The following is a 22,207-nucleotide window of genomic DNA, read 5'->3' on the forward strand; positions in this document are numbered from 1 at the left end:
ATCGGCCTATAATAAATAATGTTCAGGCCGTCTGAAAAAGGCCGTCGGCTGGGGAATACAGATTTATTTCTTCTGGCTGAACCGACTAAAACAAAGGACAAAACATGCGCCCCTTACAAGCTGAAATCCGTTTGGATCATCTGCGCCACAATTACCAAACCTTAAAAAATATCCACGGCAACAAACTCTTAGCGGTGATTAAAGCCAATGCCTACGGCCACGGTGCGGTGCGTTGCGCCCATGCTTTATCCGATTTGGCCGACGGTTTCGCCGTGGCGACGTTGGAAGAAGCCATCGAATTGCGCGAAAGTGGAATCGATAACCCGATTGTGTTGCTGGAAGGGGTATTTGACGTGGCCGAATATGCCCGCATCGACGAATACAAACTTTGGCCGGCGGTGGGCAACCAATGGCAGTTGGAAGGCTTGGTGCATCACGAGTGGCAACATCCGGTAACCGTGTGGCTGAAAATGGATTCCGGCATGCACCGCACCGGCTTTTTCCCGCACAATTACGCCGCCGCCTACACCGCGTTGAAACAATGCACACATGTTGCCGATATTGTGAAATTTAGCCATTTTGCTTGCGCCGACGAGCCGGAAAACGGTATGACTGAAATGCAGATTGAAGCCTTTGATTTGGGCTGTGAAGGCTTGGCGGGCGAAGAAAGTTTGGCCAATTCACCGGCGATTTTGAATGTGCCTGAAGCGCGCCGCGATTGGGGCAGAGCGGGGCTGGCTTTGTATGGCGTGTCGCCGTTTGGCGGTGTCGATGAGCGTTTGAAACCGGTGATGCGCCTGACTTCGCGCGTATTCGGCGAACGCGTATTGCAGCCGCATTCGCCGATTGGCTATGGTGCCACGTTTTACACGTCTAAATCCACCCGTGTCGGCCTGATTGCCTGCGGTTACGCCGACGGTTATCCGCGCCGCGCATCAACCGGTTCGCCAATTGCTGTCGAAGGTCAACGCAGCCGCATCATCGGGCGCGTGTCGATGGACATGATTACCGTCGAGCTGGAAGCGTCCAAAGAAGGCTTGGGTTGCGAAGTCGAATTGTGGGGCGATGTGGTCAACATCAACGAAGTAGCCGAAGCCGCCGGCACGATTCCGTATGAATTGCTGTGCAACATCAAGCGCGCGAAATTTACTTATTCCGAGTGAAGGATTGAGCAAGGCCGTCTGAAACATCAGACGGCTTTTTGTTGGTCGGAAGAAATATGGTGCTTCAACCATATCATTATTAACAACTGAATCTCAGGCCGTCTGAAGAATGCTATAATGCGCACATTCGCAAAGATTCAGACGGCCTGCTGTCTAACCGCTTAAGCCACTGAATTAACGTTGACATTTTTTACCATCATCAAAGGAATCCCCATGAGCAATTCTGTTGTGACCGTCATCGGCAAAGACCGCGTCGGTATCGTTTACGATGTTTCTAAAATTCTGGCTGAAAACCAACTCAATATTCTCAACATCAGCCAGCAGCTGATGGACGATTTCTTTACCATGATTATTCTGGTCGATACCGCCAAATGCCCGAAATCGCGCCAAGAAATGTTGGATTTGTTTGCCAAAGAAAGCAAAAAGCTCGCGCTCGACATCCGCATGCAAAACGAAGAAATCTTCCAAGCCATGCACCGCATTTAATCAGGAGGCGTTAACGTGAGCATTCAGTCTAACGAGATTTTAGAAACCGTCAAAATGGTCGCCGACCAGAATTTTGACGTGCGCACCATCACCATCGGCATCGATTTGCACGACTGTATCAGTAGCGATATCGATGAGTTAAACCAAAATATCTACAACAAAATCACCACCATCGGCAAAGATTTGGTGTCTACCGCCAAACATTTGTCGACCAAATACGGCGTGCCGATTGTGAACCAGCGCATTTCGGTGACCCCAATCGCCCAAATCGCAGCCGCCACCAAAGCCGATTCGTATGTCAGCGTGGCGCAAACCTTGGATAAAGCCGCCAAAGCCATCGGCGTGTCGTTTATCGGCGGTTTTTCTGCCTTGGTGCAAAAAGGCATGTCGCCTTCTGATGAAGTGTTGATTCGCTCGATTCCGGAAGCGATGAAGACGACCGACATCGTATGCGCTTCGATTAATATCGGCTCGACCCGCGCCGGCATCAATATGGATGCGGTGAAATTGGCGGGCGAAACCATCAAACACACCGCCGAGATTACGCCGGAAGGTTTCGGCTGCGCCAAAATCGTGGTGTTCTGTAATGCGGTAGAAGACAATCCGTTTATGGCGGGCGCGTTCCACGGCTCGGGCGAAGCGGATGCGATTATCAACGTCGGCGTGTCCGGTCCGGGCGTGGTGAAAGCCGCTTTGGAAAATTCCAACGCGACGACTTTGACCGAAGTGGCCGAAGTGGTGAAAAAAACCGCCTTTAAAATCACCCGTGTGGGCGAATTGATTGGCCACGAAGCGTCTAAAATGCTGAATATTCCGTTCGGTATTTTGGATTTGTCTTTGGCGCCTACTCCGGCCGTTGGCGATTCCGTTGCCCGCATTTTGGAAGAAATGGGCTTGAGCGTGTGTGGCACGCACGGCACCACCGCCGCTTTGGCTTTATTAAATGACGCTGTGAAAAAAGGCGGCATGATGGCATCAAGCGCTGTCGGCGGCTTGAGCGGCGCATTTATTCCGGTTTCCGAAGACGAAGGCATGATTGCCGCCGCCGAAGCGGGCGTGTTGACCTTGGATAAACTCGAAGCCATGACCGCAGTGTGTTCGGTTGGTCTGGACATGATTGCCGTACCGGGCGATACCCCTGCGCATACTATTTGTGGCATCATCGCCGACGAAGCCGCCATCGGCATGATCAACAGCAAAACCACCGCTGTGCGCATCATTCCGGTAACCGGCAAAGGCGTGGGCGAGAGTGTTGAGTTTGGTGGCTTATTGGGCTACGCACCGATTATGCCGGTGAAAGACGGATCATGCGAAGTCTTCGTCAACCGTGGCGGACGCATTCCTGCACCGGTGCAATCGATGAAAAACTAATCCTTCAACCTGCTGTAAATAAAGCGAAAAGGCCGACTGAAGATTCAGACGGCCTTTTATTTATGATTCACCCAGTTTATTTCGGCTTGCGGTACACATCATGACACGATTTGCAGCTTGCGCCCACTTCGCCGTAAGCGACTTTGATGGTGTCTAAATTACCACCTTGTGCCGCTTCATTGAGCTTGGCCACGGCTACGTGGAATTTTTCTTCTTCGGCTTTGAATTTGGCTTCATCTTCCCAGATAGCCGGCAGGGCATCGCCGTTGCCTTGCGGGTCGGATTGGAAATGCTCAAATGGCTTTTTGCTGCTTTCGGCAAATTTGGCAGCGTTGGCTTTGAAGGTTTCGACCACGTATGTTTCTTCGCCTTTCACCATTTTGCCCATGCTCATGAATTCAGGCATCATCGATTTGAACGCGGCGGTACGGTCTTCGGAAATCGCGCCTTTAGGCTCGGCTGGTGCGCCGCCGCAGGCGGAAAGGGTAAAAGCAGCGGCTAAAATCAGGGAAGTTTTGATTTTCATGGTGTGTCCTTGTGGTATGATTGTTTTGATGAAAGACGGTAAGGCCGTCTGAAAAAATAAGATGATGCAATCATACCTGAAACCGTGTGAAAAACGAAAGGAAACAGTATGGCGATTTTGATTACCGGTGCTTCGGCCGGATTTGGCGAGGCGATGTGCCGCAGTTTTGTGGCGGCGGGCTACCATGTCATCGGTGCGGCGCGCCGTTTGGATAAATTACAGGCCTTGGCTGATGAATTGGGCGGCCAGTTCTACGCGCTGGAAATGAACGTATCCAAAACCGAATCCATCCGCAACGCGCTCGACAGCTTGCCGGAAAACTTCAGCGAAATCGACTGCCTGATCAACAATGCCGGTTTGGCTTTAGGCTTAGACAATGCCGATAAAGCCGATTTTGGTGATTGGGAAACCATGATTCAAACCAACATCATCGGCCTGACCTTTCTCACACGCCAAGTGTTGCCGCAGATGGTGGAACGCAATCAGGGCTACATCATGAATCTGGGTTCGATTGCCGGTACTTACCCTTATCCGGGCGGCAATGTGTATGGTGCGACCAAAGCATTTGTGCGCCAGTTCAGCCTGAATTTGCGCGCCGATTTGGCGGGCAAAAACATCCGCGTCACCAACATTGAGCCGGGCTTGTGCGGCGATACCGAGTTTTCCAATGTGCGCTTTAAAGGCGACGACGAACGCGCGGCCGATTTGTATAAAAACGTGCAGTTTATCCGCCCGCAAGACATTGCCGACACCGCTTTGTGGCTGTATCAGCGTCCGGCGCACATGAATGTCAATGCTATTGAAATCATGCCGGTGGCGCAAACGTTTAACCCGCTCAAAGTCACCAAAGACGAAACCACTGCCGTGGCGGTGACCGAAGAGAGCTTCGAGAAACAAAGCACATCATTATTCGGCAAAATCAAATCGTGGTTTAAATAAGTTTTCCTCACAGGCCGTCTGAAAGCAGCATAAGGTTTTCAGACGGCCTTGATGTATCTGAATATAAACAAACACGCTATAATAAGGCCATCTGAAAAGGCCGTCTGAAAGCCCGTTATGAATCCTTTGAAACAGAAAATTTTAGAACAAGCCCGCATTGATGGCGCGCAGGTGACTGCTTTGCGCGAGCAGGTGCTGGATATCGTGTTGCAGCAAACCGGTGTGATTAAAGCCTACAATGTGTTGTCGCTGATGCAGCAGCAAAGCGAAGGCGTGGTCGCACCGCCTACCGCCTACCGCGCCTTAGATTTTTGGGCGGAGCAGGGCGTGTTGCACAAAGTGGCGGCGGTGAATGGTTATGTATTGTGCAGCCACGCGCAGCATGAGTGCGGCGACCATTGCCATGACGACGAAGAAATCGCCACCCACCACAGCGCGTTTATTTTGGTGTGCACCGAATGCGGCGCGGTCGATGAGCAAACCTTAAGCCAAGAATGGACGGCCTTGCGCGCCGGTGTGGCCGAAAGTGGCTTTGCCTTGAAAGAAGAACACGTTGTTTTAACAGGAATCTGCAAGAAATGTCAGTAAAGAAAACCAAAGTCCACCTGATTTCCGGCTTCTTGGGTACCGGCAAAACCACCGCGCTCAAAAGCCTGATGGCGCAAAAAGACCCGAATGAAAAATGGGTGATTATCGTCAATGAATTTGGCGAAATCGGCATCGACGGCGCAGTATTGAGCGACGACGGTATTCCCGTGGCCGAAATCGCCGGCGGTTGCCTGTGTTGTACCGCCGGTGCACAAATGGGCAGCACCGTGCAAAAAATGTTGCGCGATGCTGAGCCCGACCGCCTGATGATTGAAGCCAGCGGTTTGGCACACGCCGCCAGCGTGATTGATGAACTCAAAGCGCCGCCGTTGAAAGATTTGGTGGAAATTGCCGCTGTGTTTACCGTGGTCGATCCGCGCCAATTCATTGACCCGAATTACGCCAACCAAGCCCTGTATAAAGACCAAATCGGCGTGTGTGATGTACTGGTGGCCAGCAAAACCGATTTGTGCACGCCTGAGCAAATGGCCGAATTCCACGACAAAGCGGCCAAATTGTTCCCGCCCAAAGCCAAAGTGGTTGAAGTGGAAAATGCCCAGCTTGATATCCAATGGCTGGATATTCCGGTGGTGGAAAAATCACGCTACCGCATCAAAGCCTTGCCCGACAACACCATGGGTTTCCAATCCGAAGGCTTCACTTTCCCTGCCGGTAAAGAATTTGACGGCGAACGCCTGACCCACTTTTTCAACGACCTGCCGAAAATGACCGAAGGTTTAGTGCGCGCCAAAGGTGTGTTCCAAGTGCTTGGCACATGGGTGTGGCTCAATTGGGTGGACGGCCAGTGGGGCGCCAACCAAGTTTCATGGCGACGTGATTCGCGTTTTGAACTGATTGCCAAATCGTTTGATGCGGATTTGATTCAGCAGAAATTGAATGAAGCGATGGAGTAAGGCCGTTTGAACAGTTAATACACGGCAAACACATTATTGAGCCATTGATAAGCGCAACAAGGCCGTCTGAAAACCTTAAACCTTTTTCAGACGGCCTCAACACTCAAGAAAGCAAATCCCATGTGGCGTTATATTTTCCAACGCTTGTTACTGTTAATCCCCACGCTGCTCGGTATTCTGGCGGTAACGTTTGCGATTATCCAATTCGTACCCGGCGGGCCAGTGGAGCAGATGGTGCAGCAGTTGACCCAAAGCGCGGCGGTGGGTGAAGCGGGCAGCGGTGCGGCGAATATGATGAAATCGGGCAACTTAAGCGCCGATGACATGGCGGCGTTGAATGCGCTTTATGGGTTTGACAAGCCGCCGTTGACGCGTTTTGTCGAGATGGTCGGCCGTTTTGCCCGCTTTGATTTGGGCGAGAGCTTTTTTCATCATCAAACGGTGTTTGAATTGGTGAAAGAAAAAATGCCCGTGTCGATGAGCTTGGGGCTATGGACGTTTTTCCTGACCTATCTGATTTGTATTCCGCTCGGCATTGCCAAGGCGGTGCGCGACGGCAGCCGTTTTGATATGGTCACCGGCATGGTGGTGTTGGTCGGCTATACCATTCCGCCGTTTGTGTTGGGTTTGGTGTTGCTGGTGTTGTTTGGCGGCGGTAGCTTTTTTTCGTGGTTTCCGCAGGGCGGTTTGGTGAGCGATGATTGGGAAAATTTCAGTACGTTTGCCAAAATCAAAGATTATCTGTGGCACATGGCCTTGCCGATTACCGCTTCGGTGGCCGGTAATCTGGCGGTGATGACGGTGTTGACCAAAAACGTATTTCTCGAAGAAATCCGCCGTCAATATGTCTATACCGCCCGTGCCAAAGGCTTGCCGGAAAAGCAGATTTTGTGGAAGCACGTGTTCCGCAATGCCATGATTCCGCTGATTACCGGCTTTCCTGCCGCCTTTATCGGCGCGTTTTTCACCGGCAGCCTGCTAATTGAAACGCTGTTTTCGCTCGACGGGCTGGGCTTGTTGTCATACGAAGCGGTAATGAAGCGCGATTATCCGGTGGTGATGGGGACACTGTATGTGTTCACGCTGATGGGGCTGCTGGCGAAATTGTTGTCGGATATTTCTTATTCGTGGGTGGATCCGCGCATTCATTTTGGCGGGCAGAAATAGGGCGATACATGGGTAGGAAGCGCAAAATTTTCTGGGTATGGTGTTGGCTATATTTGCTGTTGGCTGGGTTTATGCCCAATACCGCACCACTAATCAAGCCATTACCGGTGAAGTATGGGCAAGGCCGATAGGCGGTGATTCTTTGGAATTATCCAACTGGACTTGCTGCGGCGGAATGTGCAGCGTCAACGATAAAAACCAATACATCATTACATATGAAACAGGTCAGTCGAAAATATTGGGCAAAGTAACCGATCGCCGCTGGCGCTTGGATAACGATATTGAGATTACGATTACGACCGATGACGGCAAGCGGGCAGATTTTTTACTGCATGAAAAAGAATGGTAACAGGCCGTCTGAAACCTTTCAGACGGCCTCAAAAGCACAACGATGAAGACACTTTCCCAAAATCCCACATGGCAGGCTTTTAAGCAGCACAAGCGCGGTTGGTTGGCGTTACGCGTGCTGGCGGTGCTGTTTGCCGTGGCGTTGGCCGCGCCGCTGTGGAGCAACGATAAGCCGCTGTGGATTCAATATCAGGGCAAGACCTATTTTCCGCTCGTCAACACTTATCATGAAACCGAATTCGGCGGTGATTTCGATACGCCTACCGATTATCTCGACCCCTTAATCCGCCAAAACATCACGTCCGACGGCAATTTCGCCTTTTACCTGCCCAATCCTTACGCCGCCAACACTTTAAACGATTTCGATACCGAACCCGATCCGGCGAGGCCGTCTGAACGGCATTGGCTGGGCACGGACGACCGTGGCCGCGATGTGTTGGCGCGTTTGGTGTACGGTTTCCGCGATTCGCTGCTGTTCGCCTTGGCTTTGACCGCCATCACCACATTTATCGGCGTGGTGATGGGCGCGGTGCAAGGCTATTTCGGCGGCAAAACCGATTTGCTGATTCAGCGTTTTTTGGAAATCTGGGGCGGCTTGCCTGAGCTTTATTTGCTGATTATTTTGTCGTCGTTTTTTAATCCGAGCTTGCTGATTCTATTGCTGCTGTTGTCGCTGTTCGGCTGGATGGGCTTGTCGGACTATGTCCGCGCCGAATTTTTGAAAAACCGTCAGGCCGATTATGTGCTGGCGGCAAAAAGCATGGGCGTGGGCAACGGCACGATTATGTGGCGGCACATTCTGCCCAACAGCCTCACGCCGGTGTTGGCATTTTTGCCGTTCCGTATTTCCGGCGCGGTATTGGCTTTAACCAGTTTGGATTTTTTAGGATTGGGCGTACCCGCTTCGCAAGCCAGCTTGGGCGAACTGTTGGCGCAGGGCAAAGATAATCTTGATGCATGGTGGATAGGCTTGTCGGCAGTTGGCGCGTTGACCGTGATGTTGCTGCTGTTGGTAATGGTCGGCGAAGGCTTGCGCCATGCGTTTGACGTGCGGGCACGGAATTGATTTTCAGACGGCCTTTGCTGAATAATCTTGCCTGTTTGCCGAAAATCTCATCAGAACTTGCTTGTTTTTACGCGAGATGCCTTACTTTCTTTATGCCGATTCTATAAAATACAGGCGGCTCGCCAACGGGCGTTCATGCTGGGCATATCAAATCATTCCAATAAGAAAACTTTATGAATTATCTTTATTGTAATTTTTACCAAATGTTGTCGGCGGCAAACCATAAATCCGCCAAAAATACAGCTATTTTCAATGATCAGGAAAAAATCAGCTATCGCGAGCTTAAGCAGAAAGTCGATGCGGTCTCCGCTTATTTGCAAAGCATTGATGTAAAGTTTAGCGACAAAGTGGCACTGGCGGTATCGAATTCACCTGAATTTATCGTGGCTTACTTTGCTGTTACGGCGCTGGGCGCAGTGGCGGTGCCAATGAACACGTTTTTGAAAAACGATGAATTTGCCTATATTCTCAATGATTGCGGTGCCAAGTTTTTGTTTGCTTCAGACGGCCTGAAAGAAATCAAAGGCTTGGAAGACAAAACCAAGCTGGAGAAAATCATTTGGATCGGCGATAAACCGTTGGCTAATCCAAAACACGGCCATTTTTCGGCGGCTTTGTCGTTTCCGGAAAAGCCGGATTTAAGCCATCAGCCCGCCATTGATGATTTGGCGCACATTATCTACACATCGGGCACCACGGGTCATCCTAAGGGTGCGCTGATTACCTATAAAAACCTGTTTTCCAATCTGCAAGGCGTGGAGCAGGTGTTTAAAATTTCGCGTAAAGACCGCTTTGTCGTGTTCCTGCCGATGTTCCACAGTTTCACGCTGACGGCGATGGTGTTGCTGCCGATTTATATGGCCTGCTCGATTATTTTGGTGAAATCGGTGTTTCCGTTTTCCAATGTGTTGAAACAGGTTTTGCTCAAGCGCGCGACCATTTTCTTGGGTGTGCCGGCGATTTACACTGCAATGGGTAAGGCGAAAATTCCGTGGTATTTCCGCTGGTTCAACCGCGTGCGCCTGTTTGTCAGCGGCGGTGCACCTTTAGCCGAACAAACCATTTTGGATTTTAAGGCCAAGTTCCCCAAAGCCAAGCTGATTGAAGGTTATGGCTTGAGTGAGTGTTCGCCGGTGGTTTCTGTCAACACACTAGAGCAGCAAAAAGTCGGCAGCGTGGGAAAACCTTTACCGGGCTACCAAATCAAAGCGGTTGACGACGAATTGATGGAAGTAGAAAAAGGCGGTGTAGGCGAACTCATCGTCAAAAGCGATGCGGTGATGCAGGGTTATCTGAATATGCCGGGCGCAACCGATGAAGCGATTGTCAACGGCTGGCTGCGCACAGGCGATTTGGTGCAGATTGATGATGATGGCTTTATTTTCATTGTCGACCGCAAAAAAGATTTGATTATTTCCAAAGGCCAAAACATTTATCCGCGCGAGATTGAAGAAGTGCTGTATAAAATGGATGCGGTGGAAGCAGCGGCGGTGATTGGTGTGAAAGACCAATATGCTGATGAAGAAATCGTTGCTTTTGTGCAGATCAAAGACAAAATGACGCTGGATGAAAAAGAAGTGCGCGCTTATTTGCGTAAAAATCTGGCGAATTTTAAAGTGCCCAAGCACATTTATTTTAAAGACGAGCTGCCAAAAAACGCCACCGGCAAGGTGTTGAAACGCATATTGAAGCAGCAGTTGCAAGCAGAGCAATCGGCCGGATAAGGCCGTCTGAAAAGCGTGGTTGGCCAATCACGCTTTTATGCTATGGAATCCATCATGACCCCGATTTTACACATCGAAAATCTCAATGCTTCATTCCCGGGCAAGCAGGTGTTGCACGACATCAACCTCACCGTGCAAGCCGGGCGCAAGCTGGCGATTGTCGGCGAGAGCGGCAGTGGCAAAACCGTGTTGGCGCAGGGCATCATGCAGCTGAATCCGGCGGTATCGTTGACAGGCCGTCTGAAATTTGAAGACACGGATTTGTTGACGCTGCCTGAGCGTAATCTGCAAAAGCTGCGCGGTCACGACATCGGCATGGTGTTCCAAGAGCCGATGACGGCCTTAAACCCCGTGATGCGCGTGGGCAAACAAATTGCCGAAGTGTTGACCCTGCATTTGGGATTGACCGCCAAACAGGCATGGGCGCGCGCCATCGAACTTTTGCGTGAAACCGGCATTCAGCAGCCCGAAGAAAAAGCCTTTGCCTATCCGTTTCAATTATCGGGCGGGCAGCGGCAGCGGGCGATGATTGCGATGGCGGTGGCGGCAGAACCGAAACTGTTGATTGCCGATGAGCCGACTACCGCGCTGGATGTGGCAGTGCAGGCGCAGATTCTTGATTTATTGTCGCGCTTGCAACAGGCGCGCGGCATGACTTTGGTGTACATCAGCCACGATTTGAATTTGGTGCGCCGTTTTGCCGATGACGTGGTAGTGATGCAGCATGGCCGCATTGTCGAGCAGGGTAGCGTGGAAGACGTGTTCAGACGGCCTCAACATGAATACACCAAAATGCTGCTCAATGCCGGCGCGGTGCGGCAGGTGGTGGATTTGCCGCAAAATCCTGCGACGGTGTTGGAAGGCGAAGCCATCAGCGTGTCGGTAAAAGAGCAGGCCGGTTGGTTTAAGAAACGCCGCAAAACGCTGCTTCAGCCATTGGATTTTCATTTGAAAGCGGGCGAAACCTTGGGCATTATCGGCGAGAGCGGCAGCGGCAAAACCACGCTGGCCAAAGCGGTAATGCGTTTGATGGAGTCGGAAGGCCGTCTGAAAATCAGCGGGCAAGCATGGCGGCCTGAATTGCGTAAAGACATCCAAATGGTGTTTCAAGACCCATTCGGCGCATTTAATCCGCGCATGAATGTGTTTGATATTGTGGCCGAAGCCTTACGCGTACACGAGCCGCAGCTGAGCCGCGAAACCATGCACGCACGAGTGGAGGAAACCTTGCGCCAAGTCGGGTTGCCTGAAGATGTGATGACGCGTTATCCCCATGCGTTCTCCGGCGGCCAACGCCAACGTCTCGCCATTGCACGCGCGATTATCGTGCGCCCGAAAATTTTGGTGCTCGACGAGCCGACGAGCGCGCTTGATGTGCAATGGCAGCAGCAGATTTTGGCCTTGCTAGCCGATTTGCAGCGTCAGCACGGCTTGAGCCTCATCATCATCAGCCATGATTTGGCGGTGATTCGCGCCTTGTCGCACCGTGTGATGGTGTTGAAAGACGGGCAGATTGTCGAAGAAGGGGATTTGGACGCGGTGTTTGCAAATCCTCATGCCGCTTATACGCAAAATCTATTGTTGCACGCAGGGGCTTGAAATTTTCCGCCATTAGCCCTATTCTGCAAATATACAAAAACCCTCATCTGAAAGGAAACACTATGAGCAGCGAACTGATTGTACACACCACTGATGCCAACTTCGAACAAGACGTTTTGAAATCAGACGTGCCGGTATTGTTGGATTTCTGGGCACCATGGTGCGGCCCTTGCAAAATGATTGCCCCGATTTTGGACGATGTTGCCGCTGAATACCAAGGTAAAGTGAAAGTGGTTAAAATCAACATCGACGACAACCAAAACACCCCGAACCAATTCGGCGTGCGTGGTATCCCGACTTTGATGGTATTCAAAGACGGTCAAAACGTAGCCACTAAAGTGGGCGCGTTGGCAAAAGGCCAATTGACTGCATTCTTGGATGCATCTATCGCTTAATTTTTGAGTGAGTTTAAAAGGCCGTCTGAAACCATATGGTTTCAGACGGCCTTTTTGCTGTAGAAAAGATATAGACAGAATATTGAGACAAGCTGTCAGCAAGCTGTGGAAAAGTAGTTTTGAGCGTTGAAAGATATATGAAAAAATAAATTGCTTAAAATTTAAGCAGATTGATAATATGGAAAACAAGGCCGTCTGAAATAAAAAACACACAATTCCCATCATCAAAACTGTGTGCAGCCTGTGTATAAATCTCCTTGTCTATTGAAAGATAAACGAAAAATAATTCTGCTTAAAATTTAAGCGGGGATTGTGTTTGATCACAGTATCGCTGGCAAGCATTGTGTGCATTCTGTTGATAACTCATCTATCTTAATGAAATCTCAACATAAAAATACCATGATTAAAAATTAAGCAAATGAGGGCAAGCGGTTTCAGACGGCCTACGTTATAATTTCATTATCGGTTGCCATATAAAGGAACATTATGCACACATTATCGGCAGAAGTGCGCTTGGCGCAGGCCAAAACGCGGTTGCGTCGCAGCCGCCGCTGGGCAACCGGCTTGCTGCTGGCCGCTTGTATGTTGTTTGTGTTGTCCACGCTGTATCTCAAGCATTATCCTTGGCTCGCGTATGTGAAAGCCTTTTCCGAAGCGGCGATGGTGGGCGCACTGGCCGATTGGTTTGCCGTGACCGCGCTGTTCAGACGGCCTTTGGGCTTGCCGATTCCGCATACCGCCATTTTGCCGCGTAATCAGGTGCGGATTGCCGATGAGTTGGGGCGGTTTATCGAAAACAACTTTTTGCAGGGCAAACCGATTGCGCTCAGGGTGTATCAGGCGCAGCCGAGTGACAAGCTGCTCGGCTGGCTGGCGAGCGAATCGGTGTGCAGCCAATGGCTGCCGTGGGCGGCTAAGCAGGTTCCGCTGTTGCTGAATATCGCCAAGCCCGAGCAAGTGGCGCGCTTTTCCGGCATGATGTTAGCGCAGCAATACAACGGTGAAAAAATTGCCAAAACGCTTTCAGACGGCCTGATTTTACTCAAAGCACACGGCATGCACGAAACCCTGTATTACGGCTTATTGAAGCAATTGCGCCGCTGGCTGAAAAATCCGGAAACGTGCGAAATGCTGGAGCAAAACCTGCGCGAGTGGGCGGCCAAAATCGAAAGCGATGCGCCGAGTACATGGGATAAATTCAAAGCCGCGCTGAAATCGACGGTGGTGGAAAAAGTGGACGATTGGGCGGCTGCCAAAGCTTTGGATTGGGCGGATGGTTATTTGGCCGCGGCCATGCAGGGCGACGACAATGCCATGCGCCGCCGTTTTGACGAGCAATACGATGCGATTATCGAGCGGCTGCAAACTTCACGCTTGTGGCACCGCCGTTTGGAAGCGGCCAAAATGCAGATTGCCGAATCACCGGCCTTGCAAAACAGCTTGGAAAGTTTCTGGAAAGGGCTGCAAAACTGGGCAGAAAATGATGTGGCCAAAACCGATTCACTGTGCGCCGCGCAATTGCAAAAGCTGGTTGATCATATGTTGGCACAGGCCGAAGCCTATCCACAGTTTATGCGTAGGGTCGATGTGCGCCTGTCGCTGATGGTGCGCGATTTTGTGATGCGCTACAAAGAGCAGGCGGCGCAATTTGTGGCGGATAAAGTGAAAAGCTGGGACAGCGCGCAGATGGTGGAAAAACTCGAGCTCAGCGTCGGCAAGGATTTGCAGTATATCCGCATCAACGGCACACTGGTCGGCGGCTTGGTCGGGCTGGTGATTTATGTGGTGTCGCAATGGTTGGGATAGCAAAATAAGTTTGAGGCCGTCTGAAAGCAAATGACTTTCAGACGGCCTTGTTTATGGGGTGGTGAATCGAACAAAGTAAAATCATTTTCAGGTAGAATTTCTTTGATGAATCAGTTGCTTAGAAAATTTTAGACGGCCTAGGTCAAGATTTGATGGCAGCGTATTGCTTATTTTTATCTTATTGGAAATAGCTATTAAAAGTGACAAATTCTGTCATGTGCCAAAAAAGTAACATCATACCTGCCGAGAATCACAAAAAGATGACAAAAAAAGGCATATTGCCGAAATAGTGTGCCATCAGGTAATATGGATATTTGATGACGTGTGGGTATTTTTATATATTTTTATATTTAAAACAATATATTATATATTTAAAGTGTGGTTTATTAATTTTGGCACGCACTTTGCTTGATAGTCAGTAAGAAACAAAACGGTGCGCAAGAAAATAACGGCAATCTGTTGGGTTTCTTCATGAAAAAAGCAAACATATTACGCGGAAGTAATAAAACGGGAAACCGTTGCAACACTCAGCAATAAAATTGCGGGAAAACGTCATCACCATCCTCGGATGGTGGTGACATCTACAGAATAAAAAAAGTAACACGAATCTTACCAAATCAAAACAACAACAGGATTTAAAAATCCGATTATCTCCCAAAAACTATTACGGAAAACGCAAAGGCCGTCTGAAAAGCTGGTGATGAAGTCTGTATCACACCTGCTTGCAAGACGGCCACTTTTTTGCTGAATTGCTTAAGACAAATACAAAAAAGCCCTGTCGCAATCAACAGGGCTTTTTCGGATGAATTACAGGCCGCTCAAGCGCGCGGTGTCGTGTGCAATCATCAATTCTTCGTTGGTCGGAATCACCACGGCAACGGCTTTGCTGTCGGCAGTGGTAATCACGCCGGCATTGCCGAAGCGGGCTGCCAAGTTGGCATCTTGATCGACATTCAAGCCCAAGAAGCCCAAGTAGCCCAATACTTTGCTGCGGATCAATTCAGAGTTTTCACCGATACCGCCGGTAAAGGCCAATACGTCCAAACCGCCTGCGGCAACCGCCATGCTGCCGATGTATTTCGCCAAGCGGTAGCAGAACACTTCCAGCGCCAATACTGCGCCGGAGTGGCCGTTGGCTGCTTCTTCTTCGATGGTGCGGCAGTCGCTCGACAATTCAGACAAGCCCAGCAAGCCTGATTTTTTGTTCAGCATGTCGGTCACTTGCGCGATGGTCATGTTGGCATTTTCAGCCAAGAAACCGAATACCGCTGGGTCAACGTCGCCTGAGCGCGTACCCATTACCAAGCCTTCCAGCGGAGTCAAGCCCATGCTGGTGTCTTGGCATACGCCGTTGGCAATGGCAGCAATCGATGCGCCGTTACCCAAGTGGGCAATCACCATGCGCAAATTGTTTTTGTCTTTACCCAAGAAGCGGGCGGCTTCGTCAGACACATAGCGGTAGCTGGTGCCGTGGAAACCATAGCGGCGCAGACCGTATTTGCTGTACAACTCGCGCGGTACGGCATACATGTAAGCGCGTTCCGGCATGGTTTGGTGGAACGCGGTGTCGAATACGGCCACGTTTGGCAGGCCTTTGAAAATGTTTTGTGCAGCACGCACGCCCAACAGGTTGGCAGGGTTGTGCAACGGTGCCAATGGGATGCATTTTTCGATACCGGCAATCACATCTTCGGTAATCAAAGTAGATTCGCTGTACTCTTCGCCGCCGCTGACGATGCGGTGGCCGATGGCAGCGATTTGGCTGTCGAAGCCGTGTGATTTCAATTCTTCCATCAAGGCTTCCACTGCGCCGGTGTGGTTCGGGTTGGCAGCCAATTCAACTTTGTGTTTTTCGCCGTTGAATTTGAAGGTGATGTAGGCATCAGGCAAGCCCAGCTTTTCAGCCAAGCAGCTCAGCAACACGTCGCCGCTGTCGTTATCCAAAACAGCACCTTTTAACGATGAACTGCCGCAGTTTAAAACCAAAATCAATTTTTGAGACATCTGTAGGCTCCTAAAGGTTTGCAGACGGCCTGTGGCATGATTGCCAAAATGTGGGGAGAGCGTCTGAAACAGGTTAATAAAAACATTCAAAGGCTAGTCTATTCGATATAAAAAGTCAATGCTGCCGGGCGACTATCTTGATGTGGCTCAGGTAGTTTGCTTCATTGAAGAGCAGGTAATGGCAAACTGTGATCCGCAAAAAGATGCTAAGATAGGAGGCCGTTTGAAAGAGTCAGGGCAGAGGACATTGATTTGCTTTTCAGACGGCCTTTTATTTATATGATTTAAAGACAAACCATGCATTATTTCAGTATTCATACTCAACAAGGCGAGCATCTGGGCTTTTTCATCATGCTGGCCGATGACGAATCCGAAGCGCAGCCGCAAAGCGGGCAGTTTGCCGTTAAGTTGCAAAGCGAAGCAGTGCCCCGCGACCAAGTGGCAGTTGCTGCCTTGCAGCCTTGGCAGGAAGTGGCCGAACCGCTGTTTTGGCGCGTGGAAAAGGACCGCGTCGAACTCTTTGCTGGTGACGCCAACATCGGCACCATCCGCAACGAATACCTGACCTTATCCGGCCAAATGCTGGTTTTAAACGATTTAACAGGGATGATGTAATGGAAAGTATGTTTATTTTGGTGCCGATCAGCATCATTTTGGCCTTTATTATCGGCTATTTTTTCTGGTGGTCGGGCAAACACGGCCAGTTTGACGATTTGGAAGGCCCGGCACACCGTATTTTGATGGACGACGATTCCACTGACAAACTGCTGGAAAAAGAACAAGATTCCGCTAAAGACGACACCAAATGAGCGTAAAAAAAGATTATTTGAATTTCAAAACCAGCCGCCGCTTTGCGCCTTTATTTGGCACGCAGTTTCTCGGCGCGTTTAACGACAATGTGTTCAAAACCGCGCTGTTTGTGATGATCAGCTTCTACGGCTTGGGTGGCAACGAATGGATTCCGGCCAGCCAAATGCTGAATCTGGGCGCGTTGCTGTTTATCCTGCCGTATTTCCTGTTTTCTGCCTTGTCCGGCCAATTGAGCAACCGCTTTGATAAAGCCGTGTTGGCGCGCTGGATTAAATTGTTGGAAATCATCGTGATGAGTGTGGCGGCGTATGGTTTTTATATTCAATCCGCGCCACTGTTGCTGTTTTGCCTGTTTTGCATGGGCACGCAATCGACTTTGTTCGGTCCATTGAAATACGCCATTTTGCCTGATTATCTGAATGATAAAGAATTAATGATGGGCAACAGCCTGATTGAATCGGGCACGTTTATCGCCATTTTGTTCGGCCAAATTTTAGGCACATCTTTGGCAGGCATTCCGCCCCACATTGTTGGTATTGTGGTGATGGTGGTGGCAATTTGCGGCACCTTGACCAGCCTGTTTATGCCGTCGGTGCCTGCCAAAGCGCCGGATAGTAAAATCGAACTCAACATTGTCAAAGGCACGATGGATTTAATGCGCGAAACCGTGGCGCAAAAATCCGTGTTCACTGCCATTATCGGCATTTCGTGGTTTTGGTTTGTCGGCTCGGTCTATACCACCCAATTGCCGACCTTCACCCAAATCCATTTGGGCGGCAACGATAATGTGTTTAACCTGATGCTGGCACTGTTTTCCATCGGCATCGCCATCGGCTCGGTATTGTGCGCCAAACTCAGCCACGAACATTTGCGCTTGGGGCTGGTCACCGTCGGTGCCATCGGTTTGACGGTGAGCGGTTTGCTGCTGGTGTGGCTCACGCACGGCCAACGCTTTGCTGCGCTCAACGGCATCATGTGGTTTTTATCGCAAGCCAATGCTTATCCGGTGATGCTGACCATGACGGCCATCGGCTTTTTCGGCGGCTTCTTTTCCGTGCCGCTCTACACATGGCTTCAGACGGCCTCCAGCGAAACCTTCCGCGCACACGCCGTGGCAGCCAACAATATCGTCAACGGTATTTTCATGGTAACGGCAGCGATTCTCAGCGCGGTGTTGTTGATGCTGTTTGAAAGCATTACTTTGTTGTATCTGATTGTGGCGCTGGGTAATGTGTTGCTGCTGGTTTATTTGATTAAACGCGAACCCCGGTTTATTTTGAAAAAGGGTAGTTAATCAATCATCCTAAAGGCCGTCTGAATTTTCAGACGGCCTTTCTTGTTTATCTGTATAATAAACGCTTATTTCAACCCGATTTTCAAGCGCATGATTTATCCGTGGCACCAGCAAGAATGGCAGCAGCTTGCCGCGCATTGGCAAAACCAACCCAATGCGTGGCTGTTTACCGGTAAGGAAAATACCGGTAAAACAGCGTTTGCGCGTTATGTGGCACAGGCGTTGCTGTGTGAAAGGCCGTCTGAAAACCATCAGCCTTGTGGTGAATGCGCTTCGTGTCATTTGTTTTCGCAAAACAGCCACCCCGATTTTTACGAACTCACGCCCGAATTGCCGGAAGATGGCAGCGTGGGGCGAAAATTGTTGCAGATTAAAATCGATGCTGTGCGCGACATTGTCGAAAATATTTACCTCACCGCTGTGCGCGGTGGGCGGCGCGTGGTGTTGGTGTATCCGGCTGAAAGCATGAATGTGCAGGCAGCCAATGGTTTACTCAAAGCTTTGGAAGAGCCGCCACAGCATGTGATTTTCCTGCTGGTAACGCACGCGCGGGATAAGCTGTTGCCGACGATTAAAAGCCGCTGCCGCCAAATGGTATTGCCTGCGCCGAGCCATGATGAGGCTTTGGCTTATCTGCAAAGGCAGGGTGTGGATAATGCCGCTTCGTTGCTGGCATTTCACAGCGGTGCGCCTTTATTTGATGTCGCACCTGAGTTGGATGATTCGCGCCAAGATTTGCTGAACATACTTGCCGCCCCGCGTTTGCTGGCGATGCTGGATTATGCGGCGGCGTTCGACAAACAAAAGCAGCCGCTGGCTGTGGTCATCGATTGGCTGCAAAAATGGCTGATTGATGTCGGCTTGGCGCAGCAAAACATGCCGCCGCTTTATTATCCCGATTTTGCGGCGCAATCGGCAGCTGTTGCCGCCAAAACCGAACCACACCGCTTATTTGCACTCACAGGCCGTCTGAATCAACTCAATCCTTACGGGCATCATACTTTGAGTGTCAAAATGCAACTTGAATATCTCCTGATTGAATATCTCAATTTTTGGCAAAATAAATAAGGGTTCAGGATGGATACTCAAGAAATTCTGACTCAGCCTAAGATGCTGGTTTTAAAATTAGAAGAGAAGCATACGCTTTACAATTGCTATATGCCGTTTTTTGAATACGGTGGTTTATTTGTGCCGACCGATGATGCATTTTCGCTGGGCGAAGACATTTTACTGGCAGTAGAAATCGCTGGACATCCCAAGCTGTATTTGCCAACCAAAGTGGCATGGATTAATCCGGCGCGCACATCGGCCAACCGCCCGAAAGGTATTGGTTTGGCGTTTTCATCACACGAAAACTGCCTGCAAATCCAATCCATTATCGAAGGTGAACTGGGGAGTGCATTACATAGCGACCGGGCCACTTTTACTCTTTGATTACTTTAACGTTTAAATTTATGCAACTCATTGATTCACATTGTCATCTGAATTTTGAAGGCTTGGCCGACCGTTTGCTGGAAGTGTTGGCCAATATGACGGAAAACGAAGTCAAGCAAGCGCTCGCCATCAGCGTGAGCAAGCAGAGCTTTGACGAAGTGTTTGCCATCGCCCAAGCTCATGAGCAGATTTACTGCACCATCGGCGTGCATCCCGACAGCGAAGAAGCGGAAGAATTTACCGTGGCCGAAATGGTGGCGCAGGCGCAGCATCCGAAAGTGGTCGGCATTGGCGAAACCGGTTTGGATTACCATTGGTGCAAAGGCGATTTGGCTTGGCAACATCAGCGCTTTGCCGACCATATTCAAGCGGCGAATGAAAGCGGTTTGCCGGTGATTGTGCATACCCGCGATGCCGGCGCAGACACGCTGCGCATGTTGAAAGAATGCCAAACGAATTCGGGGGTGATTCATTGCTTCACCGAAGACGTGGCCTTTGCCAAAGGCGCATTGGATTTGGGGCTGTATATTTCGTTTTCCGGTATCGTGACCTTTAAAAACGCACCGCAGATTCAGGAAGCGGCAAAATATGTGCCGAAAGACCGCATGCTGGTGGAAACGGATGCGCCTTTCCTTGCACCGGTACCAAAGCGCGGTAAACGCAACGAGCCGGCTTATGTGCGTCATACTGCCGAATTCATCGCCCAATTGCGTGGCGAAGCGGTAGAAGACGTGGCTGCATATACCACGGAAAACTTTTATCAGTTGTTTCAAAAAGTACCACGCTGGGTGGGATAAGGCTGCCTGACGGATTTTATGTTTTCAGACGGCCTGTCTAAATGATGAGAAGGAAACGAAATGTTGAAAGTTTTAATGATGACTGCTGTCACTGCTGCTACATTAAGCGCTTGTGCGCAACAAAGCGAGTCTGAATCGCCAAGAGTTGGCGTAGCCAATCCCGCTGCCGAATTTTGCGTGAAGCAGGGTGGTAAATCGGTAATCAAAAAAGATACGCAAGGCAATGAATACGGCGAATGTCATTTGCCTGATGGCAGCGTGGTAGAAGAATGGGCGTATTTCCGTCAGCACCATCAATAATATAGCTTTTTTAAACAATGATATAAGCATACAAAAGGCCGTCTGAAAGAAAACTTTCAGACGGCCTTTTGTTCATGAAATCAATTTATTAGGCAGGAATGCGCAATTTTTGACCCACGTAGATTTTATCAGGGTGGCTCAACATTGGTTTGTTGGCTTCAAAGATCTTCATGTATTGGTTGGCATCGCCGTAGTATTTTTTCGCGATGGCAGACAAAGTGTCGCCGCTGACTACGTCGTGGTATTGTGCTGCTGCTTCGGCAGGGAATTGCAGGTTGTTGTCGACATCAGAAACCCCGGTCACGTTGCCCGCTGCCAAAACGGCTTTTTCGGCTGCTTCTTGTGAAGGGGCGGAGCCGCTCAAGGTTACTTTACCACTGGCGCCATCGAAAGCCACGGCCAAGCCGGTCAGGCCTAAGTTTTGTTTTTCGATGTATGTTTGAATAGCAGCCGCTGCTTTGGTGTTCAAATCATCGACGTTGGCAGCTGCTTGTGCCGCCACTTCTTTTTCGTCTTTACCAAACAGTTTTTCGCCTGCATTTTTAATAAAGCTGAACAAACCCATAAATCCACTCCTTTAAATGTGTTTAAAAAATTCAGTTGCTCCGAATAAATCAATAATCATATGAAACGCGCCGAAATACAAGCAGGGCAAGGCTTGTATTACCTTGTTTTACAAATACAGGCGGCCAGCGTTCATTATTGCTACAATAACAATCTGAAACTTTACCCACAAACCTACCATGAACAACGAAATCACTTTGCTCACTCTTTTTCTGCTCGGCTTTTTCGGCGGCGGCCATTGCGCAGGCATGTGCGGCGGCTTGAGCAGCGCATTTGTGTTGCAGCTGCCGCCCAATCTGAATCGGGCAGGGCTGATTATCCTGCTGAACTTGGGGCGTGTGAGCAGCTATGTGTTGATTGGTGTGATTTTGGGCTTGGTCGGACAAGTCGGGATTTCGCTGGATGAAACGCGTTGGCTGCAAAATATTCTGTATGTGGCGGCCAATGTGTTGCTGTTGCTGTTGGGGCTTTATTTGGCGGGTATTTCCAGTATGGCGACTAAAATCGAAGGTTTGGGGCGGCCGGTATGGAAACGTTTGAATCCTGTGTTGAACAAGCTGTTGCCCATCCGTTCGATTCCGGCTTGTTTCGCGGTGGGTATGCTGTGGGGCTGGCTGCCGTGCGGTTTGGTGTACAGCGCGTCTTTGTATGCTTTAGGCAGCGGCAACGCATGGCATGGCGGCCTGTATATGCTGGCGTTTGCATTGGGTACGCTGCCGAATTTGCTGGCGATGGGTTTCTTTGCCGCGCAGTTGAAGAGTTTTCTGCAAAATCGCAAGGTACGCTTAATCGCCGGGTTGTTGGTGGCAGCGTGGGCGGTGTGGCGTTTGGCTGTATTTTTCAGGTAAGCTTGGGCATGATGTTCAAAGGCCGTCTGAACGTTCAGACGGCCTGAGACCTTTGCAAAATCCC

The 22,207-nt window shown here is 50.1% G+C and carries 24 protein-coding genes; 21 read left to right on the forward strand and 3 right to left on the reverse strand.

What is annotated here, in order from left to right; all coding sequences use genetic code 11:
- The first annotated feature begins 104 nt into the window (after window positions 1-104).
- The 3 genes from alr (at window position 105) to ACM67B_RS03460 (ending at window position 3,020) form a co-directional block, all read left to right on the forward strand.
- Complete coding sequence (alr, locus tag ACM67B_RS03450; protein ID WP_416190160.1) at window positions 105-1,163, forward strand: alanine racemase; 1,059 nt, start codon at window positions 105-107, stop codon at window positions 1,161-1,163.
- A 213-nt stretch (window positions 1,164-1,376) separates the two neighbouring features.
- A complete protein-coding gene (locus tag ACM67B_RS03455) occupies window positions 1,377-1,649 on the forward strand; it encodes an ACT domain-containing protein (protein ID WP_416190161.1) in 273 nt (90 codons plus the stop codon).
- Window positions 1,650-1,664: 15 nt separating this feature from the next.
- Entirely contained in the window at window positions 1,665-3,020 is a 1,356-nt protein-coding gene (locus ACM67B_RS03460; protein ID WP_416190162.1) for a PFL family protein, read from the forward strand.
- 76 nt (window positions 3,021-3,096) lie between these two features.
- Here the strand turns inward: ACM67B_RS03460 and ACM67B_RS03465 are convergent, their stop codons facing one another.
- On the reverse strand, window positions 3,097-3,540 hold the full coding sequence (locus ACM67B_RS03465) for a c-type cytochrome (RefSeq protein ID WP_416190509.1): 444 nt from the start codon (window positions 3,538-3,540) through the stop codon (window positions 3,097-3,099).
- A gap of 114 nt (window positions 3,541-3,654) precedes the next feature.
- Between ACM67B_RS03465 and ACM67B_RS03470 the strand changes: the two genes are divergently transcribed.
- The 10 genes from ACM67B_RS03470 to ACM67B_RS03515 all read left to right on the forward strand — a co-directional run bounded on the left by ACM67B_RS03470 (window position 3,655) and on the right by ACM67B_RS03515 (window position 14,092).
- On the forward strand, window positions 3,655-4,485 hold the full coding sequence (locus tag ACM67B_RS03470; RefSeq protein WP_416190163.1) for an SDR family oxidoreductase: 831 nt from the start codon (window positions 3,655-3,657) through the stop codon (window positions 4,483-4,485).
- A gap of 117 nt (window positions 4,486-4,602) precedes the next feature.
- Window positions 4,603-5,073, forward strand: a complete 471-nt coding sequence (locus tag ACM67B_RS03475; protein WP_095503659.1) for a Fur family transcriptional regulator — start codon at window positions 4,603-4,605, stop codon at window positions 5,071-5,073.
- Window positions 5,064-5,987, forward strand: a complete 924-nt coding sequence (locus ACM67B_RS03480; protein WP_416190164.1) for a CobW family GTP-binding protein — start codon at window positions 5,064-5,066, stop codon at window positions 5,985-5,987. Before ACM67B_RS03475 ends, ACM67B_RS03480 begins: the two co-directional genes overlap by 10 nt.
- A gap of 120 nt (window positions 5,988-6,107) precedes the next feature.
- Window positions 6,108-7,154 (forward strand): ABC transporter permease subunit, encoded by a 1,047-nt coding sequence (locus ACM67B_RS03485; protein ID WP_416190165.1) that lies wholly within the window; start codon window positions 6,108-6,110, stop codon window positions 7,152-7,154.
- 43 nt (window positions 7,155-7,197) lie between these two features.
- A complete protein-coding gene (locus tag ACM67B_RS03490; RefSeq protein WP_416190166.1) occupies window positions 7,198-7,503 on the forward strand; it encodes a hypothetical protein in 306 nt (101 codons plus the stop codon).
- Window positions 7,504-7,545: 42 nt separating this feature from the next.
- Window positions 7,546-8,568 (forward strand): ABC transporter permease, encoded by a 1,023-nt coding sequence (locus ACM67B_RS03495; RefSeq protein WP_416190167.1) that lies wholly within the window; start codon window positions 7,546-7,548, stop codon window positions 8,566-8,568.
- A 173-nt stretch (window positions 8,569-8,741) separates the two neighbouring features.
- Window positions 8,742-10,292 carry a fatty acid--CoA ligase gene (locus ACM67B_RS03500; RefSeq protein WP_416190168.1) on the forward strand — a complete coding sequence of 517 codons (1,551 nt, stop codon included), beginning with the start codon at window positions 8,742-8,744 and terminating at the stop codon, window positions 10,290-10,292.
- A gap of 51 nt (window positions 10,293-10,343) precedes the next feature.
- Entirely contained in the window at window positions 10,344-11,891 is a 1,548-nt protein-coding gene (locus ACM67B_RS03505; RefSeq protein WP_416190510.1) for an ABC transporter ATP-binding protein, read from the forward strand.
- Between the two features lie 62 nt (window positions 11,892-11,953).
- Window positions 11,954-12,286: a thioredoxin TrxA gene (gene trxA / locus ACM67B_RS03510; RefSeq protein ID WP_165009972.1), complete on the forward strand. Its 333-nt coding sequence runs from the start codon at window positions 11,954-11,956 to the stop codon at window positions 12,284-12,286.
- A 486-nt stretch (window positions 12,287-12,772) separates the two neighbouring features.
- Window positions 12,773-14,092 carry a DUF445 domain-containing protein gene (locus ACM67B_RS03515; protein WP_416190169.1) on the forward strand — a complete coding sequence of 440 codons (1,320 nt, stop codon included), beginning with the start codon at window positions 12,773-12,775 and terminating at the stop codon, window positions 14,090-14,092.
- Between the two features lie 807 nt (window positions 14,093-14,899).
- Here the strand turns inward: ACM67B_RS03515 and ACM67B_RS03520 are convergent.
- Window positions 14,900-16,096 carry an acetate kinase gene (locus ACM67B_RS03520; RefSeq protein ID WP_416190170.1) on the reverse strand — a complete coding sequence of 399 codons (1,197 nt, stop codon included), beginning with the start codon at window positions 16,094-16,096 and terminating at the stop codon, window positions 14,900-14,902.
- A gap of 297 nt (window positions 16,097-16,393) precedes the next feature.
- Here ACM67B_RS03520 and ACM67B_RS03525 point away from each other — a divergent pair, with 297 nt between their 5' ends.
- From ACM67B_RS03525 to ACM67B_RS03555, 7 genes are all read left to right on the forward strand, one after another.
- Window positions 16,394-16,711, forward strand: coding sequence for an HLGFF motif protein (locus ACM67B_RS03525; RefSeq protein WP_416190171.1), 318 nt, complete (start codon window positions 16,394-16,396; stop codon window positions 16,709-16,711).
- A complete protein-coding gene (gene ccoS / locus ACM67B_RS03530) occupies window positions 16,711-16,905 on the forward strand; it encodes a cbb3-type cytochrome oxidase assembly protein CcoS (RefSeq protein WP_095502862.1) in 195 nt (64 codons plus the stop codon). Before ACM67B_RS03525 ends, ccoS begins: the two co-directional genes overlap by 1 nt.
- On the forward strand, window positions 16,902-18,200 hold the full coding sequence (locus tag ACM67B_RS03535; protein WP_416190172.1) for an MFS transporter: 1,299 nt from the start codon (window positions 16,902-16,904) through the stop codon (window positions 18,198-18,200). The genes ccoS and ACM67B_RS03535 overlap by 4 nt, the downstream gene beginning before the upstream one ends.
- A gap of 90 nt (window positions 18,201-18,290) precedes the next feature.
- The gene (locus ACM67B_RS03540; RefSeq protein ID WP_416190173.1) at window positions 18,291-19,268 is read left to right on the forward strand and encodes a DNA polymerase III subunit delta'; all 978 of its coding nucleotides are present in this window, start codon (window positions 18,291-18,293) and stop codon (window positions 19,266-19,268) included.
- A gap of 9 nt (window positions 19,269-19,277) precedes the next feature.
- A complete protein-coding gene (locus tag ACM67B_RS03545) occupies window positions 19,278-19,634 on the forward strand; it encodes a PilZ domain-containing protein (RefSeq protein WP_416190174.1) in 357 nt (118 codons plus the stop codon).
- A 20-nt stretch (window positions 19,635-19,654) separates the two neighbouring features.
- Entirely contained in the window at window positions 19,655-20,431 is a 777-nt protein-coding gene (locus tag ACM67B_RS03550; RefSeq protein ID WP_416190175.1) for a TatD family hydrolase, read from the forward strand.
- Window positions 20,432-20,491: 60 nt separating this feature from the next.
- Window positions 20,492-20,731, forward strand: coding sequence for a DUF333 domain-containing protein (locus ACM67B_RS03555; protein ID WP_416190176.1), 240 nt, complete (start codon window positions 20,492-20,494; stop codon window positions 20,729-20,731).
- 88 nt (window positions 20,732-20,819) lie between these two features.
- Here ACM67B_RS03555 and lysM read toward each other — a convergent pair whose 3' ends face one another.
- Window positions 20,820-21,296, reverse strand: a complete 477-nt coding sequence (gene lysM, locus ACM67B_RS03560) for a peptidoglycan-binding protein LysM (RefSeq protein WP_095502856.1) — start codon at window positions 21,294-21,296, stop codon at window positions 20,820-20,822.
- Window positions 21,297-21,474: 178 nt separating this feature from the next.
- Between lysM and ACM67B_RS03565 the strand changes: the two genes are divergently transcribed.
- Window positions 21,475-22,143: a sulfite exporter TauE/SafE family protein gene (locus tag ACM67B_RS03565; protein ID WP_416190177.1), complete on the forward strand. Its 669-nt coding sequence runs from the start codon at window positions 21,475-21,477 to the stop codon at window positions 22,141-22,143.
- Window positions 22,144-22,207: the final 64 nt, after the last annotated feature.

Source organism: Neisseria sp. CCUG17229 (assembly GCF_047839235.1).
Taxonomy (GTDB): domain Bacteria; phylum Pseudomonadota; class Gammaproteobacteria; order Burkholderiales; family Neisseriaceae; genus Neisseria; species Neisseria brasiliensis.